At 73.7% G+C, this 15,452-nt stretch carries 8 protein-coding genes and 1 pseudogene; 2 read left to right on the top strand and 7 right to left on the bottom strand.

Annotated features, from left to right (window positions below):
• Nucleotides 1-112 precede the first annotated feature (112 nt).
• A complete protein-coding gene (locus tag CRV15_RS28490) occupies nucleotides 113-1,384 on the bottom strand; it encodes a cytochrome P450 (protein ID WP_003956085.1) in 1,272 nt (423 codons plus the stop codon).
• Nucleotides 1,385-1,533: 149 nt separating this feature from the next.
• Between CRV15_RS28490 and CRV15_RS28485 the strand changes: the two genes are divergently transcribed.
• Together CRV15_RS28485 and CRV15_RS28480 are read left to right on the top strand one after the other, a co-directional pair.
• Complete coding sequence (locus CRV15_RS28485; protein WP_003956086.1) at nucleotides 1,534-2,031, top strand: NUDIX domain-containing protein; 498 nt, start codon at nucleotides 1,534-1,536, stop codon at nucleotides 2,029-2,031.
• 31 nt (nucleotides 2,032-2,062) lie between these two features.
• Nucleotides 2,063-3,529: a prenyltransferase/squalene oxidase repeat-containing protein gene (locus tag CRV15_RS28480; RefSeq protein ID WP_009998890.1), complete on the top strand. Its 1,467-nt coding sequence runs from the start codon at nucleotides 2,063-2,065 to the stop codon at nucleotides 3,527-3,529.
• A gap of 48 nt (nucleotides 3,530-3,577) precedes the next feature.
• Here the strand turns inward: CRV15_RS28480 and CRV15_RS28475 are convergent, their stop codons facing one another.
• The 6 genes and pseudogenes from CRV15_RS28475 to CRV15_RS28430 all read right to left on the bottom strand — a co-directional run bounded on the left by CRV15_RS28475 (nucleotide 3,578) and on the right by CRV15_RS28430 (nucleotide 14,643).
• Nucleotides 3,578-4,405, bottom strand: coding sequence for a class I SAM-dependent methyltransferase (locus CRV15_RS28475; protein WP_003956088.1), 828 nt, complete (start codon nucleotides 4,403-4,405; stop codon nucleotides 3,578-3,580).
• A pseudogene (locus tag CRV15_RS28470) lies at nucleotides 4,402-5,739 on the bottom strand (cytochrome P450). Before CRV15_RS28470 ends, CRV15_RS28475 begins: the two are co-directional and overlap by 4 nt.
• 14 nt (nucleotides 5,740-5,753) lie before the next feature.
• A complete protein-coding gene (locus tag CRV15_RS28465; protein WP_003956090.1) occupies nucleotides 5,754-7,010 on the bottom strand; it encodes a (2E,6E)-farnesyl diphosphate cyclizing (+)-T-muurolol synthase in 1,257 nt (418 codons plus the stop codon).
• Nucleotides 7,011-7,215: 205 nt separating this feature from the next.
• Entirely contained in the window at nucleotides 7,216-8,631 is a 1,416-nt protein-coding gene (locus tag CRV15_RS28460; protein WP_009998888.1) for a cytochrome P450, read from the bottom strand.
• 1,423 nt (nucleotides 8,632-10,054) lie between these two features.
• Entirely contained in the window at nucleotides 10,055-11,635 is a 1,581-nt protein-coding gene (locus tag CRV15_RS37500) for a hypothetical protein (RefSeq protein WP_003962913.1), read from the bottom strand.
• A 71-nt stretch (nucleotides 11,636-11,706) separates the two neighbouring features.
• On the bottom strand, nucleotides 11,707-14,643 hold the full coding sequence (locus tag CRV15_RS28430; protein WP_009998855.1) for a hypothetical protein: 2,937 nt from the start codon (nucleotides 14,641-14,643) through the stop codon (nucleotides 11,707-11,709).
• Nucleotides 14,644-15,452: the final 809 nt, after the last annotated feature.

Genomic DNA, 15,452 nt, shown 5'->3' with positions numbered 1-15,452 from the left:
CGGCGTTGAGGTCCGCCGCCGTCGTTGTGCCGAAGGCTCGTAACGGTGGAGCGGCGGGGCGTTGGTCTTGGGGTCGACGGACGTCACCGGGCGGGTCCGGCGGGGTCGGTTGTCAGGTTGTGGTGGTGATGGTGGCTGTCAGTTCCCGGTCGGGCTGGATGGTCACGCCGAAGCGCTGTCCGGGTATGTCGGGGAAGGCGGCGGTGAAGGCGGGCAGGAGTCGTTCCAGCAGGATGGTGATCTCCCGGACGGCGAACTGTGCGCCCAGGCAGGCGCGGGGGCCGATGCCGAACGGGTAGTACGCGCCGGGCGGTGTGCGGCGGTGGGGGTCGAGGAACCGCTGGGGCAGGAAGCGGTCGGGCTCCGGCCAGATGTCCGGGTCGCGGTGGGTCAGATAGGGGCAGATGAGGATCGTGGTGCCGGCCAGGACCCGGTGGCCGCCGAGGGTGCCGTCCTCGGCGGCGTAGCGGGGCAGGAGCCAGGCTGTCGGGTAGAGCCGCAGTGTCTCGCTGACCAGGGCCCGTATGGCTTCGGTCCGGGCGGGTGAGCCGGCGGGGCCTGCTGCCAGGGCCCAGGTGCGCTGTTCGGGGTGCTGGTGCAGCAGGAGGAACAGCCAGCCGAGGGTGGTGGCTGTGGTCTCGTAGCCGGCGGTGAGGAGGGTGACGAGTTCGTCGCGGATCAGCCGGTCGGTGTACAGGGGCTGCTGGTCGGCGCTGTCGAACAGGACGCGCAGCAGGCCGGGAGCGGGGTCGGTGCGGGCGGCGGCGATGAGTGGTTCGACGATGGCGTCGACCTCGTCGACCTGGGCGGTGAGGTCGGGTTGCGGGGAGTTTGCCGGGGCCAGGGCGGGCAGGGCGGCGAGCACGTCACTGGCGACCCGCAGGGCCCGGTGGGTGGCGTCGTCGAGCGGGCGGCCGGTCGCCGCGCGCCAGATGACGTCGAGGGAGTAGTGCTGGAGGTCGGCGTCGAGGCGGCGGGGGGTTTTGCGGGCCGCGGTGGCGGCCCAGCGCCGTGCGGTCTCCTCGGCGCAGTCGTGCATCAGCTGCTCGTAGTGGTGGACGGCCCGTCCGGTGAAGTGGGGCTGGAGGACGCGTCGTTGTCGGCGCCACTGTTCTCCGGCCGCGGCCAGCAGCCCGTCTCCGAGCAGGACACGGGCCCGGTGGGAACGTTTGACATACCGCTCGGGGCACCGGGCGAGGACCTCTTGGACGGCCTGCGGTCCGGTGGCCAGCACCACGGGGCGTTCACCGATCCGGAAGGCGCTGACCGGACCGAGCCGGCGCGCCTGCGCGAGGAGGTCGACCGTCTCCGCACCGCTCTCCCGCCAGCGGAGGAAGGCATCCGGAGCCAGTTCGGGAATCGTCCCGGACCGTGCAGAATCCACTGCGGACCCCCTGCCTTGACGCGTTTCAAGCGATCAGCGAGCGATCAGCGAGCAATCGGCAAGCGATCACCATGATGGCGTGACGTAGTGTATCGGACGCGTACCGTCATGGACGGGGTCCTGCTCGACGGGGAGGAGACGGAGACGGGATGGGGATACCTGCGGAACTGGTCGACTTCGTCGACGCCGACGACCGTCCCGTCAGCCGTGGACCACGCGGCCGGGCCCAGCGGGCCGGTCTGCACTACCGGGTCGCCGCCACCGTTCTGACCGCGGGCCCGGACCGGGTCCTGGTCTATCGCCGTCCCGCTGGCGCGCGGGTGTTCCCCGGTCACCACGATGTCCTTGTCGGTGGTTCGGTCCGGGCCGGTGAGAGCTATCTGGTGGCCGCCCGGCGGGAGTTGGCGGAGGAGTTCGGTGTCCGCCCGGAGCTGCGTGAGGTGTTGCGGCTCCCGCAGCCGTCCCCCATCGGCCCCTGTCATCTCGCCGTGCACCTGGCCGACATCGGCGAGCTGACCGGTCTGCTGCGCCCTGACCGCACCGAGATCGACCACTGCCAACTGCTGTCCCTCGCACGGCTGCTCAACGACCCGCCCCGGCCGTTCGTCCCCACCGGGGTCGACGTCCTGCACCGGCTGTTCGCCTGAGCCCGTGCCCGTCCCGGCCCCGGAGGGCTCCATGCGTCCCGACCTGATCGTCCGCCGTGACCTGCTCGCCGGCCGCGTTCTGAACCGGATCGGCCCCGGCGGGCTGATCCACGCCCCCGGTACCAGCCGGGTGCTGGAGTCCGCCCTGCTGCTGGCCCTGCTCACCAACGAAGACCTCCTGCCCGAGCAGGCGGAACTGACCCGCCGCTACCTCAAGAACACGCTCGCCCACGATCCGCCGGACCCGCTCCAGCACTGTTTCGCGCAGGCAGCGCTCGGTGACACCGTCGCCGCCGACCAGGCCGTCGAAGCCGCCCTCTCGCCGTTCCGGCACTTCAGCTCGGAACGCAAGATGCTGACCTTCCGGACCCTGCTGCACGAAGTGGCCGGTTCCACGGCAGCCCGGCACCGCCTGCCGCCCGACACCTACGAGGTCGGCGACCAGCAGGTGTGGCTCTCGATGCAGATGTGCGCCCTCAAGGCGATGACCGCCCCCGAAGAGGCCACCGACGCCGACTGGACGCGGCTCGCACCGGCGCTCCGGCCGGGCCCGGCATGGCAGGCCAACCACCTGGCCCGGCTGATCGCTCTGTTCGCGCTGCGCAAGCACCCCGCGCACCGGCCGGCCGTCCGCGGCACGCTGGTCCGGATAGCGGCCGAGCAGCTTCCCGGTGGCGGAGTTCCGTTCGTCACCGGTCTGGACGTCTTCGCCACCGCCGTCGCCGGGCTGGCCCTGGCCCGCGTCCGCCCCCGCGATCCGCGGCTGACGGCGATGGCGGACGCCCTCGCGGCCCACCAGAACCCGGACGGCGGGCTGGGCTTCACCACCGGTGTGACCCAGAGCGACATCGACGACACCTCGTACACGCTGGAGTTCCTGCGGGCCGTCACACCCGGACGGCACGGGGAGGCCATCACGCGTGCCGAGCGGTACCTGCTGGACCAGCAGAACACCGACGGCGGGTTCCCCAGCTTCGTCCGGGGCACCCCGTCCGAGATCGCCATGACCGCGGGCGCCGTCAACGCCCTCGCCCCGAGCCACCGCCGGGCCGCCGAGCGCGGTGTGGCCTTCCTCGTGGCCGCAGGCCCCGTCGAGGAGCGCAGCTGGAGCCGGAACGCCACCAACGCCGCCTTCCGGACCACGCTCGCCTGCGGCACGCTCACCGGGGACGCGCCCGCCTCGCTGCGGTCGGCGGCCCGGAACACCCAGCGCCGCTGCCGCGCGCGTCTCGCCGAGACTCAGGAGACGGACGGGGGCTGGGGCCACGAGCCCGGCGGTCCGAGTGACCCGATCAGCACCGCGTACGCCGTCATCGCCCTGAGTGGCGCCCCCGGGCACACCGCCGTCCTCGGCCGGGCCCTCGCGTATCTGCTCGACCGTCAGCAGGACGACGGCGGCTTCAGCAGCCGCCCCGACCAGGCGGGCCCCCGGCCGCTCCTGCACGACATCCCGGCGCTCGCGGACGTCAACGTCCTGCTGGGGCTCAGCTTCGTGTGACCTCCGGAGGGATCAGCGGGTGTCCGCCCGGGGCTGTCGAGCCCCGTCCTACGTACTGGGGCGTCGGCCCCAGGCGGAGAAGGTGATGGTGACCAGGTCGCTGTAGTGCGGGTCCGCCAGCAGGTCACGGCCTTCGGCGAGGTCACGGTCGGTGATGAGGCACCGTTCGACCAGGGTCGTTCCGAGCTGTTCGAGCGCGATCCGGATGAACTCGGTGGCGTTGCCGCTCCCTCCCACCAGGCCGGGGGTGCAGTGGACGCCGATGTCGGTCAGGCCCTGGGCGGCGAACAGCCGCGGCAGGGTGGCGGCCCAGTGCTGGTCGATCCGCATGGTGCCCTCCGCGAGGGTGACGAGCGCGTTCCAGCAGCGCTGATGGGCGTCGCGCGGGCCGCCGGGCGGGCGTATGGAGATCAGGTCGTCCACGCACACCCAGCCTCCGGGGGCGGTCCAGCGGACCATTTTGGCGAGAACATCCGTGGGTTTGGGCAGGTGTTCGAGCAGGGCGCGGGCGTGGACGAGGTCGAAGGAGGCCGCGGGGAAGTCGTCGTGGACCACGTCGTGGCGCAGGACGGTGAGGTTGGGTATGCCGCGGGGCAGCAGCCGGGTGTCGAGGTCGGTGACGACGACCTCTCCGGGGGCGCTGTGTGCGGCGAGCCAGCGGGCGATGGACCCTGCTCCGCCGCCGAGTTCGAGGCAGCGCCAGCCCGGCTGGACACCCCGGGCCAGGATGACCGACTGGGTCGCGGGGTCGTTGTATGCCTCCAGGGCACGCAGCCGCTGTACCTCCAGGCGGCGACGGTGGTCGAAGAGTCCCGCGCCGTACCCGCTGCGGGCGCTGGTGGGGGTGCCTATGCCGTCGTCTCCTGCGGCCGTCACGGCGCTGTGCCCGCACCGGAGCCGCTTCGTTCCCGCAGGCGCATGGTGAGTTTTTTGGGCTGGAGGGTGATGTGGCGGGCGGGGCGGACGGGTGGTCCGGGGGTGGGGTCGAGCTGCCAGCGGGTGGCGATGGTGGCGAGGGCGAGGGTGGTTTCGTTGAGGGCGAAGGTCTCGGCGATGCATTTACGGGGGCCGCTGCTGAACGGCAGGTGGGTGCCGGGTGGGGGTTTGGGGGCGTTCAGCCATCGGTCGGGGTCGAAGCGGTCGGGGTGGGGGTAGAGGTCGGCGCGGCGGTGGATCTGGTAGGCGCTGAACATGATGGTGCTGCGGGCGGGCAGCGGGTGTCCGCCGAGTTCGGTGTCGGTGGTGACGGTGCGGGTGAAGAGCCAGGCGGAGGGGTAGAGGCGCAGCGTCTCCTGGATGATCCGGCCGGTGAGTTCGAGCGCGGGGAGGTCGTCGTGCTGGGCGGGGCGGCCATCGAGCACGGTGTCGACCTCGGTGTGCAGCCGGTCGCGGATGTCGGGGTGGGTGCCGAGCAGATGCCAGACTCAGGAGAGCAGGATGGCCGTGGTGTCGATGCCCGCGAGGAGGAAGGTGAGGATCTGGTCGTGGATCTCGGTGCCGGTCAGCCCCGGTCCGCCGTCGTCCTGGGGAGCCAGCAGCATCGACAGCAGATCGCCCTGGTCGGTGCCTTGTGTCCGGTAGCTGTCGATCAGGGTGTCGGTGAGATGCCGCAGGTACCGTTGTGTCCGCTGGTAGCGGCGGTTGGCCGGGGTGGGGAGCCGGTGGAGGGCGGGGACGGGCAGCATGGCACGCCGGGCGATGCCCTGGGTGACGATGTCGACGCTCTCGTGCAGGGAGGGCAGGTCGGCCGCCTGTGCGGCGGAGGCGAACAGGCACCGGGTGGTCACGGCGGTGGTGAGCCGGTACATCAGAGCGGGGACGTCGAGGGTCTGGCCGGGCCGCCAGGGCTCGGTGAGCGCCGCGATCTCCTCGGCCATGGCGGCCGAGTAGCCGGGCAGGCGCGAGCGATGGAAAGCGGGCTGGACCAGTCTGCGCTGCCTGCGGTGGTCGCGGGCGGGACAGCCGAGCAGGCCGTTGCCCGCGGTCTTGCGGAAGGTCTCGAAGACCGGCCCGCCCTTGTCGAAGACACGGTCCTCGGCCAGCACCCGGTGGAGCAGATCGGGATGGCAGACCACATGGGCCGTCAGCGGGCCCAGCCGGACCCGCACCAGGTCCCCGTGATCGGGCAGCTCCCGGATGAAGTCCAGCGGCCGGCGGGCGAACGCGGCGGCATGGCCGAGCACGGGCAGCGCGCCCGGCGCCTGCGCCATCGTGTAGGTGGGGTTCACCGGTGCTCACGCCTCCATGTCGACTGCTGCAACCCGGATGACCGACTGGCCGTGATTCCGCCCGGGAGAACGGGTGGCGGTGGCCCCGTCCGCTGGTGGTGGGGAGCGCCGCCCCTGCCTGCCGTGGGTGGGCGATCCCCGGCACGGCGTTTCCTCACCGGCGTGTCAGCGCCATCGGAGCCCGGCTCGGGGAGGGGCTCCGGTATCCGCCACCACCAGCCGATCACGTCCGACCGGGCGGGGGCGGGCCCCTGCCCCGACAGGGGAGGAACCTCATGCGGGCTGAGGGCGGCGCGTTCGGTGACCGGACCGGTGTAGCGGGTGGTGGTGAGGCTGAAGTCCAGGTTGGCCCGTATCCAGCGGGCGAGACCCGTGGTGAAACGGTACAGCTCCGGGACGGCGGCGGGGGTCCGGACTCGTTCGGCCACGCGCACGAATTGACGCATGATCTCATTGCGCAGGGCGACGGCCTGGGCTACGGCTTCCCCGGGGGTGGTGTGCCCCGTCCGGCCGAGCACATCGAGGAGATTGGCCTCCCGGGTCCCGCTCGTGGACTCCTTGTGGTGCGAGAGGATGTCGTTGTCCACCGAGACGAGAAGCGCGGTCATCTCGACCAGGGCGCGTACGCCCGGTGTTTCCCGCAGCTCGCGTGGCAGGACGTAGCCGTTGACGGTGTCCAGGAGGGTGATGCTGGTGTGCATCGCGCCGTTGCGGAGGCGGAGCAGCAGATAGTCGTCGAGGCTCTGGAGCCGGTCGTCGTCGCGGCGGCGGGAGCGTTCCCAGACCAGGGCGGCGAAGTAGGACCGCAGGGCTTCGAGCCATTCGGCGAGCTGGGCCGGTGTCGTGTACGTGGAGAGCCGGCAGGCGATGTCACGCAGGGCGAGGCCGTAGGGATTGCCCGGCAGCAGCGCGCTCTCGCCGGTCTCCACCACCCGGTGCAGCCGGGCCAGGAAGCTCGCCCACTCGGTGATGCCGGAACCGTCGGCCCTGTCGCAGTACTCGTCGTCGAAGGCGAAGAGCCAGGTGTGGTGGTCCGCGAAAGCGTCCAGCACCGGGCCCCGGGCGTCCGGGGCGATACGGGCCGCCAGCAGACCCGGCGCCATCGCCCGCAGCCGGCCCGCGTCCCGGTCCGCCGTGGGTATCCCCTGCCCGGACGCCCAGTCGAGCGTACGGTCATTGACACCCGACGCCGCCGGATGCGGAAGATCGTCCACAGGGCAGTAGAACATCAGATCGCTGTGGTTCAGGGACATGTCGACCTCGCACAGGGTGATGAGGATTCAGGCCACCCAGGGGGTGCTTGGTCCTCGGCGGTGGGGTGGTGGGTCCGGGGCAGGAGGCCGAAGAACCGCGGCCGGCGGAGATGACCGGCGGCGGCCCGGCCGGTGCCCGGGCCGAGCCGTGTGGGAAAGGGGATGAATGCGGCGATGTCCTGGGGCATACCGTGCGCCTCCCGCCCTACCGGGCCGCCACGTCCATGAGGAGACCACTTGGCCGCACCAGCGCCACCGGCCTCTCCCGGACACGGATTCCGGGGCACGGCACGAGCCGCCACCGCCGGGCGATGGTCACGGCACAGACCAGGACCACCTGGAGGGTGAAGTGGTCGCCCACGCATCGGTGCCTGCCGGTTCCGAAGGGCATGTACGCGCTGCGCGGCAGACGCGCCGTCCGGCCGTCCAGCCAGCGCGCCGGGTCGAAGCGCCCGGGGTCGTCGTACTGCGGCGCGGTGCGGTGCAGCGCGGTGAGGCTGAAAGCGACCTCGCCACCGGCCGGAATGCGGTGCCCACCGAGGGCGACGGCCTTCAGGGCACGGCGGGTCAGCAGCCAGGTCGGGGCGTGGACGCGCAGGGATTCCTTCACCACGGCCCGGGTGAAGGTGAGACCGGCGAGCCCCGCCACGGTGAGGGGGCCGTCCCCGAAGACGGCGTCGAGTTCCTCCACCAGCTGCCGTTCGACGTCGGGGTGCCGGCTCAGCTCGTGGAACAGCCAGGCCAGGGACGCGCCGGGCCCTTCGGCGCCGGCGACCAGGAGATGAATGACCTCGGTCCGCAGTTCCACGGAGTCCAGGGGCCGACCGCTCGCCCGCTCGTTCTCGGCCATCAACGCGTCGAGGATCGCCGCCCCGTCGTGGTCGGCCGTGCCGCCCTGCCGGTAGTGGTGGATGATCCGGTCGACCACCTCGGTCATCTGCGCGTCGCCACGCCGGAACCGGCGATTGAGCGGGATCGGCACCTTCTCCAGCCACTGCGCCGGATAGAGCGAGTGCGCGACCATCCCGGCCATGATGCCGGAGGTCGCCTGCTTCACCAGGTCCGCCGATGCGCCGTCGAGCGCGCCGCGGAACAGTACCCGGGTGAAGACGTCCATGCCGAGGTCGTACATCACCCGGTCCGCGTCCATCCTCCGGCCCGGCCGCCAGGAGCCGACTCCGGCCTCCGCCGCCTCGATCATCGTCTGGGTGTACTGCTCGATCCGGCGCGGGCTGAACGCCGGCTGGACCAGCTTGCGCTGCCTCCTGTGCGCCTCCCCCTCGACCATGGTCAGACCGGGACCCACGACCTTCTCGGCCTTCTCGAACAACAGTCCGCGCTGAAAGCTGTCGGCCTCGGTGACCAGCATGGACTGGACCAGATCGAGCGAGTTGGCGACATGGACCGGCCGCGTCCCGACATAGATGGTGACCACCTCGGCCACGGCCGGCAAGGACGCCATGAACCCGAGAGGATCACGGAGCATGGCGACGAGATGCCCCAGGACCGGGAGCCGCCCCGGAGCGACGGGCGGCGCGGGCAGACCATCCGGAACGCCCCGCGCCTCCTCCCGGCGCCCCGCCCCGACCGCCCGGGCGGAGCCTTCCGGAACGTTCACCATGACCACAGCCTTTCGGGACGCGGCACCGCATGCGGGGACGTGGGGCAGCCGGGCCTCCGTGGCAGGAACCCTCCGCCGTCCGCCGTCCCGGCGGAGACAAAAGGCTAGACCGTCCACATCACCTCTGAGGGTCACCCGGAAGAGTGATCCACAGGATGCACAGGGTGCACAGGACAACGCGACGCCTTCACCCGGCCCCGCTCCCGCCACGGCCCGGCCGCACGCACCCGGACCGCGACGAACGGGCGCGCCGCGGTGAACTCCGTTCCGGGAACGCGGTGATCCGCCACCGTCACTCACCATGGTGGGCGAGGCGGAACCGGCCGCGAAGGCGGGCGACAGGATTCCCCGGCCCGGCACGGCGGCTCCCTGAGCCACGAACCCCGGACATCGGCGCCGCAACCGGGACGCGGCGAAGCGGCCCCCGGCGCCGCACCCGCCCCGCGCCCCGGCAGCGGCGGCCGTTCACCGGACGCGAGCACCAGCATTCCCGCGGCCGGCACGAATACGCCGTAGTGGAACTGTTCCTGCGGCGGCATCGAGAGGGACATCGAGACCGCGAACGGGAGGTTCAGCAGCCCCGCGCCGAAGGCCGCGAGGCGCACCCGCACACCGAGGAGCAGCCCCGCGCCGAGCACGATCTCCGCGGCCGTGGCGAGGACGGCGGGCGCGGGAACGAGACCGCCCGGCAGGAACGCGGTGACCTCGCGGGCGCAGTCGACGAAGGCGGCGAGGTCCCCCCCAGCCCGCGAACCGGCCCTCCACCGGGCCCAGCAGCCCGAATCGGTCGGCGACCGCGTGCAGGAACAGCGCCCCCAACAGCACCCCCACCAGCACCCGCGCCGATACGGACACCCACTCCCGGCCCGGCCGCCCGTGCAGCACCGCGAGAGACGTGAGGACCACGAGGACGACCGCGCCGACCCCGTTCGGACCGGGTGAGCGGCACAGGACAAGACCGTTCAGAAGAACCCGCAGAAGCCGTGCCCGGCCGCTACCCGGACAACCACCGCGTCCGCCCCACCAGCCGGATGATCCTCCACCACCTCGGCGGACCCACCCTGCGAATCGGCAACCTCACCGATCCGCCAACCGTCCGGATCAACCGCGGCGCCCCACTCCGCCTCCTCGGTCCCCTCGCCACCGGCATCGGACGAACCCGCCGGCCACAGACCTGAGACAGCCACCCGCGAAAGGACGGGTCCAGTCGCGCGTCAGACCGTTGAGAAGCTTCCGGCCGAACGGGTCGACCCCGGCCGCGCGCACGGCGATCCGCATCTGCCCGGGACCGGGTGACGGAAGGGGGCGCCGACGGCCCCCAGTGCCTCGGTGGTGCCGTACGCGGAGAACTGCGCTGCGCGCCGGACCGGGCGCGCCGGACCGATGGGTTCGGTCCGGCGGGCGCTTCCCCGTGGCCGGAGGGTCAGGACGCGGTGCAGTTCACCCGGACGGGGCCCGCCGCCGCGTGGCGGTTGTCGGCACCGCTGCCGCGGTTGTCGAGCACGACGGAGATCTTGTTGCCGCCGATCCGGTAGGTCCCCGCGGACACCCACTGACCCAGGCGCGAGGGCTGGTTGATCCGGAACGTGCCCACCACGTTCTTCGCCTTCTGGCTGAATGCCTGATACACGGTGTAGTGGGCCGGGGTGCCTCCGACGTAGTCGTTGTTGCCGACGTCGGGAATGAACACCTCGACCGCGCAGAGCCCCTTCTGGACCTTGCCGGTGTAGAACTTCCACTGGGCCCAGATGCCGTCCGAGGTGGAGCTGCCGGACATCGGCATGCTGTAGAAGAGACCGTTGCAGCCGTGGCTCTTGGTGCTGCCCCAGTGCTTGAGCCATCCCTCGTTCTTGTCGACGTACCAGTCGCCCGTGGCGAAGCCGGGCGTATCGCAGCCGAGTCCGATCAGATGCGAGAAGGTGGCGGGTGCCGGGGCGGGCGGCGGAACGGCGGGGGCGGGCTTCGCCGGTTTCGCGGGCTTCGGCGTGGCGGGCTTCGCAGGTTCCGCGGGCTTCGCCGGGGGCTTCTTGTCCGGAGCGGGGGCCCTGGTCCCCGGGGTCTTCCTGTCGGGCGCGCCGGGTGCCTCGTCGGCCGGTGCGCCGCCGGGCTTCGGGGCGCCGGCTCCGGTCCCGGTTCCCGGAACGGGAAGTCCACCGTCCTGGGGACCGGGCACCGGGCCGAGCGGACCGGGAGCGGTCAGCGCGGGCGGGCCGCCGGGGCGCGGGGCACCCGCCGGGGCCGCGCCCGGGCGGGCGGGAGCGCCCTTGGCCGCGCCGGGGGCCGCGACGCGTTCCTCGCCCGGGACCAGACCCTGGCCGATGCTGTCGGGATCCATCGGGCTGCCGCCCGGTCCCTCGGCGACCGAGGACCGCGGCTTCTCCTCATCGGATCCGGAGACGAGGAACGGCACCGCGACGAGCACCAGCCCGCCGAGCACGGCGGCGGCGATCAGCGGCTTGTTGGGCCTGCCGGGCGGGGTCTCCCCGGAGTCCTCGTTCCGGCCGGAGCCCGGACCGGACGCCCGGGCCGCCGTGGCGAGACGCGCGCGTACCGCCGACAGCGTTCCGGCGCGGGTGGCTCCCTCGGCCACGGCTGCCGTACCCGTTCCCGTCGAGTCCGCGGCGCTCGTCGTGGCCGTACCCGTGCCGGCCGTACCCGCCGATTCCGTGCCGGGCGCTCCGGCCGCCGCGGTCGCCGGGGAGGATTCCGCCGGAGCGGCGGCGGCGGACGACACCGTCGGGGAGGCCGCCGAGGAGGCCGTACCGCTGATGGTGGGGACGGCCGTCGTGCTCGCCGTCGCCGTCGCCGTCGCACCGGCCGTCTCCGGCGCTCCGGACGGCCCGGCCCCCGGCTTCCCTTCCGCCTCGCCCGCCCCGGCGCCGGGCGCCGGGGCGGGGAACAGACCACTGGTCGGCTCCTCCGCCAGAACCGCCACGGCCGCCGCCCGCCGTACGGAACCCGCCGCGGCGCTTCTGTTGTCCGGGGTGGACTCTCTGCTTGCCATGCCTGGGGCTGCCTTTCTGGTACGGGGAAGGTGAGGGCCGGCGGGGGGCCGGGGCGCGGGCCCCGGCCCGCTCAGGGCGCCGACGGGATGTGCTGGAGAAAGGGGCCGGTGCACCGGCCGGGCCAGGGCGGGGTGCCGGAGGCCGGGCCGCGGGCGGCGGCGTCCAGCTTCTCCAGCGCCTCCGCGGACGGCTCACGCGCGGGGTCGCCCGGGAGCGCCTCCGCCAGCAGCACCCGCGCGGGCAGACCGCCGCCCCGCTCCCGGCGGTCCAGGACGGTGAAGGACGTCCCGGCCGCGAACAGGGCCCCGGGACTGTCCCCGTCCTGGGCGAGGACGGAGCTGCGCCGGGCCGTGACGGAGCGGATCACGTAGCGGACCAGCGCGTCGGGCGGCAGCGGGGCACCACGCCGCCCCGCCTGGACGGCGTCCAGCGGCGCGTCGCAGCGCAGGACCGCGCCCGGAACCAGCTCGCGCGGGATGCCGGGCTGGGGCACGGCGCGTATCAGGGGGCCGCGCAGCGCGGGCAGCCTGCGCAGTCCGGAGGCGAGACAGACCGCGTAGGGGCGCAGCGGCTCCGGATCGGCCGCCAGGGCACGGGCGCCGAACGGATCGTCGGGCCCGGAGGAGAGGAAGAGCCGCACGGCGACCAGATCGACGCTCGCGCCCTCCGCCTCCGTGCCGCGCAGCGCGGGCAGCCTGATCAGCGCCTGCCCGACGGGTCCGCTGTGTTCCTCCCACACATCGGCGGCCAGTTCGCGGAAGGCCAGCCGGTCACGCTCACCACTGGGACCCGTGGGCGGGGCCCGGTGCGGGGCCGGGGCGGGGGAGCGGTGTGCCGTGGGCCGGGCCGGGGGAGCGGAACGGGGGTGTTCCCCGGCCGTCGGAGGCCGTACGGGGGCGCCCGCGGTCGGCTCACTCGTGACGGGCGCCGCGGGTGCGAGGGTTCCGCCCGGGACCGACGGCGCCGGAGCGGTGGAGCGGACCCCGTATACGGGCGCGTGGGCGGGCGGTGCGGCGGTGCGTGACGTGCCGGGGAGCGGGTCCGGCGTCAGTGTCGGCACGGCGAAGGGCCGGCCGGACGCCACCGTCGCGGTGGCGGAAGGGGCGGTGGGGGTGGCACGCGCCCCGGTCGGGGACGCGTGCACCGCCGACTCCGCGGATTCCGTCAGGGGAGGCGCGGCGGATGTGGTGGGCGCGGCCGTTGGAGTGGAGTCGGCCGCCGGGACCGGCGGCGCGGCCGGGAGCGCACCGGACGGTGGTTCCGCCACTCCGGAGCCGATGGTGACGGGGGACCCGGTGGTGACCGTGGCGCACTGGGCGTTCGGTGAACCCTGCGCCCCGGGAGAGCCCTGGGCGCCCGTGGAACCGCTGCCCGCTCGTGCGTCCTCGGCGCCCGGGGGGCCCTGTGCGCCCTCGTCGCCCATGGCGTCCCGTGACGGTCCGCTCGCCGTGACCGGAGCGGCCGACGGCAGGGCAGGCGTCGGTGTGGCAGGTGTCGGCATGGCAGGTGTCGGTGTGGTGGTGCCGGAAGCCGCCGGGGCACCGCCCGCGGACGTCACGGGATCGGGGCCCGTCACCGTTGCGCGCCCCGGCACCGCTCCGAGGGTGAGGCCCGCCCGGACCGCGAACCGTCGCAGCGCGGCCACGAGTTCGGGCGACGCGTCCCGGGGCGGCATGATCTCGGTCTGCGCGCGGGTGGTGGGTTCCAGCTCCGCGAGGAGGTTCGACACGCCCTTCAGATGCGCGTCGCGCCGCCCGTCCGTCAGACAGCCGGAGTCGACCGTTACCCGCAGGGCGCGGGGGTCGGCGGGCCGGTCGCGTACATCCCCGGGCGGCTCGGGCATGTCGCCGATCCAGAGTCCGGAGCGCACGGCGACGGCCCGCGCCCCGGACGGCAGCCGCAGGGCGGCCGGTTCGGCTCCGGTACCCTCCGGCGCTCCCGGCAGGGCCCAGGAACGCGGCCGGGGTACGGGGCGCGAGCCGTCGGCCCGAGCAGGGAAGCAGGTGAGGGAGGTGAGCGGCGGGGACCAGGTGAAGTCGCCCTCGGCGGAGACCAGCCGTACGGACTCCTCCCGCGAACCGGCCGCACCCCCCGCCACGGGGATACCGAGGGTCACCTCCAGCTCAGTGCCGAGCAGGTCGCACACCTCCTCGGCGAGGACGACCGCCTCGCGCCCGTCGGCGGGTACGAGCCGGACGGCGCTCCGTGCCTCGGCGGGCAACCCGGCCAGGAGCGTCGCGACATCGTCCGCCGGGACGGGCCGCGCCCGGGGCACACCGAGCAGGACGCTCACCCTCTCCGGATGGGTGGCCGCCGCGTAGGCGGGCGCGTCGGGCCGCGGAGCGCCCGCGTCCGCCGGGCTCAGCAGCAGTCCGGCGGGCACGGCGCGGGCCACACAGCCGCCGACCGTGCCCATGGGGACCCGGGCGAGGGCACGCTGCCAGCGCGGCGCGGGCAGCCGGGTGCCCAGGGCCTCGGGCGCGGCGTCCGGCGCGAAGCGCCACCACCCGCCACCCGGGGCGGCGGGCTCGGCGACGTACAGCGGGCCCCCGGGGGTGAGGACCGCCGGGGCGTCGGGCGCCTCCAGGGTCAGCCGCCAGGCGTCGGCGAGACGCTGCGCGAGCGGGCCGGCCGCACCGGCCGGAGCCGCAGCCCCGGACATCACCAGCCGGACGGCGAGCGGTTCCTCGTCCCGAAGGCGGGCCAGCAGCGATCCGAGTTCCTCGCCGAGATTGCCTGCGGCGGCCGGGGGCACGTCCACGACGACGACCGGGCGGCGGCTGTCGGCGGGCAGTTCCCGCAGCAGCTCGCGGACCGCGCTGTCGGTGTCGGCGGAGGATCTGAGCAGATACCGGTGGGGGAAGTCCTCCCGGACCGTGTGCGGGGATTCCGCGGCCCCGGCGGTGGGCGGGACGCTCCGGTCCGGCGCGGTCCGGCGGCCGAGGCGTGCCAGCAGCCCCGGTATCCCGCGCCTCTCCTCCGCGCCGGGCGGGGTGCTGTGTCCCACTGGTCCTGGTTCCCTTCGCTTGTACGATCCGGTCATGGCGTGCCGCCCGCAGGGGCGTAGCCGCCCTCGTGACACGGCCCCCGTGCCGGTGAACGGCGCTTGAGCGCGTCCCCGGGGCGGCAGGGGCGCCACCGGGGCCCAACCCCCGTACCGGCGCGGACCGGTCGACCGCCCCGGCTCTCCGCCCGGCCCGGCCCCGTCCCCTCCGGGTGTGGCGGGCCGTACGCCGGGCGGGCTCCCCGGCACGGACCCGCCGCGCGCTCCCGGCCCGGCCCGCGCGGCTCCCGGCCCGTACCGGGCGGGCTGTTCCGGGCCGGCCCGGTGTTCACACCGATGCCCACACCCATGCCCATGCCGGTACCGGCACCGTCGCGGAGCCGGACCCATGGGACCGGGCCGCTCATCATCACACTAATACCGGGATTGATGGTGTTGAGAGCGTTCGGGTTGCGGATTTTCGCCTCCGATCCGGACACGGATGTTCCGCGCGGTGGACGGCCTGCGGAAACCCCCGGGGCCGCGCCCCTCCCCGCACCCCGCGCAGTATCCCCGAACACCGCCCTGACCAGCTATTTCAACAGCAGGAAGGGGTAAGTGGAACAGCGCGGGCCGTGCCGGGGCGGACGCCGCCCCGTCCGAGTGCGGGCCGACATCCGCGCACGGACGGATACGAGCAATGGACGGGCGCGTCGGTGAATGTGACGGATGATCGGAAACAGAGCTTTCATCAACTCGACCCCGATCCGGCAAGAGAAATCCGAGATGTCCCCTGTCATGGGATTCCCTCACTCCCGTCCCGGCGTGACAGA

Origin of the sequence: Streptomyces clavuligerus, assembly GCF_005519465.1 — a bacterium.
GTDB lineage: Bacteria > Actinomycetota > Actinomycetes > Streptomycetales > Streptomycetaceae > Streptomyces > Streptomyces clavuligerus.
Note: the sequence above shows the minus strand (reverse complement) of the source record. Positions and strands in the feature narration are given on the sequence as shown.

What these genes read in the sequence shown, in the direction of transcription:
- CRV15_RS28460 (WP_009998888.1), bottom strand. Translation starts at nt 8,631, where the DNA reads ATGGTGAACGTTCCGGAAGGCTCCGCCCGGGCGGTCGGGGCGGGGCGC.
- CRV15_RS28485 (WP_003956086.1), top strand. Translation starts at nt 1,534, where the DNA reads ATGGGGATACCTGCGGAACTGGTCGACTTCGTCGACGCCGACGACCGT.
- CRV15_RS37500 (WP_003962913.1), bottom strand. Translation starts at nt 11,635, where the DNA reads ATGGCAAGCAGAGAGTCCACCCCGGACAACAGAAGCGCCGCGGCGGGT.
- CRV15_RS28465 (WP_003956090.1), bottom strand. Translation starts at nt 7,010, where the DNA reads ATGTCCCTGAACCACAGCGATCTGATGTTCTACTGCCCTGTGGACGAT.
- CRV15_RS28480 (WP_009998890.1), top strand. Translation starts at nt 2,063, where the DNA reads ATGCGTCCCGACCTGATCGTCCGCCGTGACCTGCTCGCCGGCCGCGTT.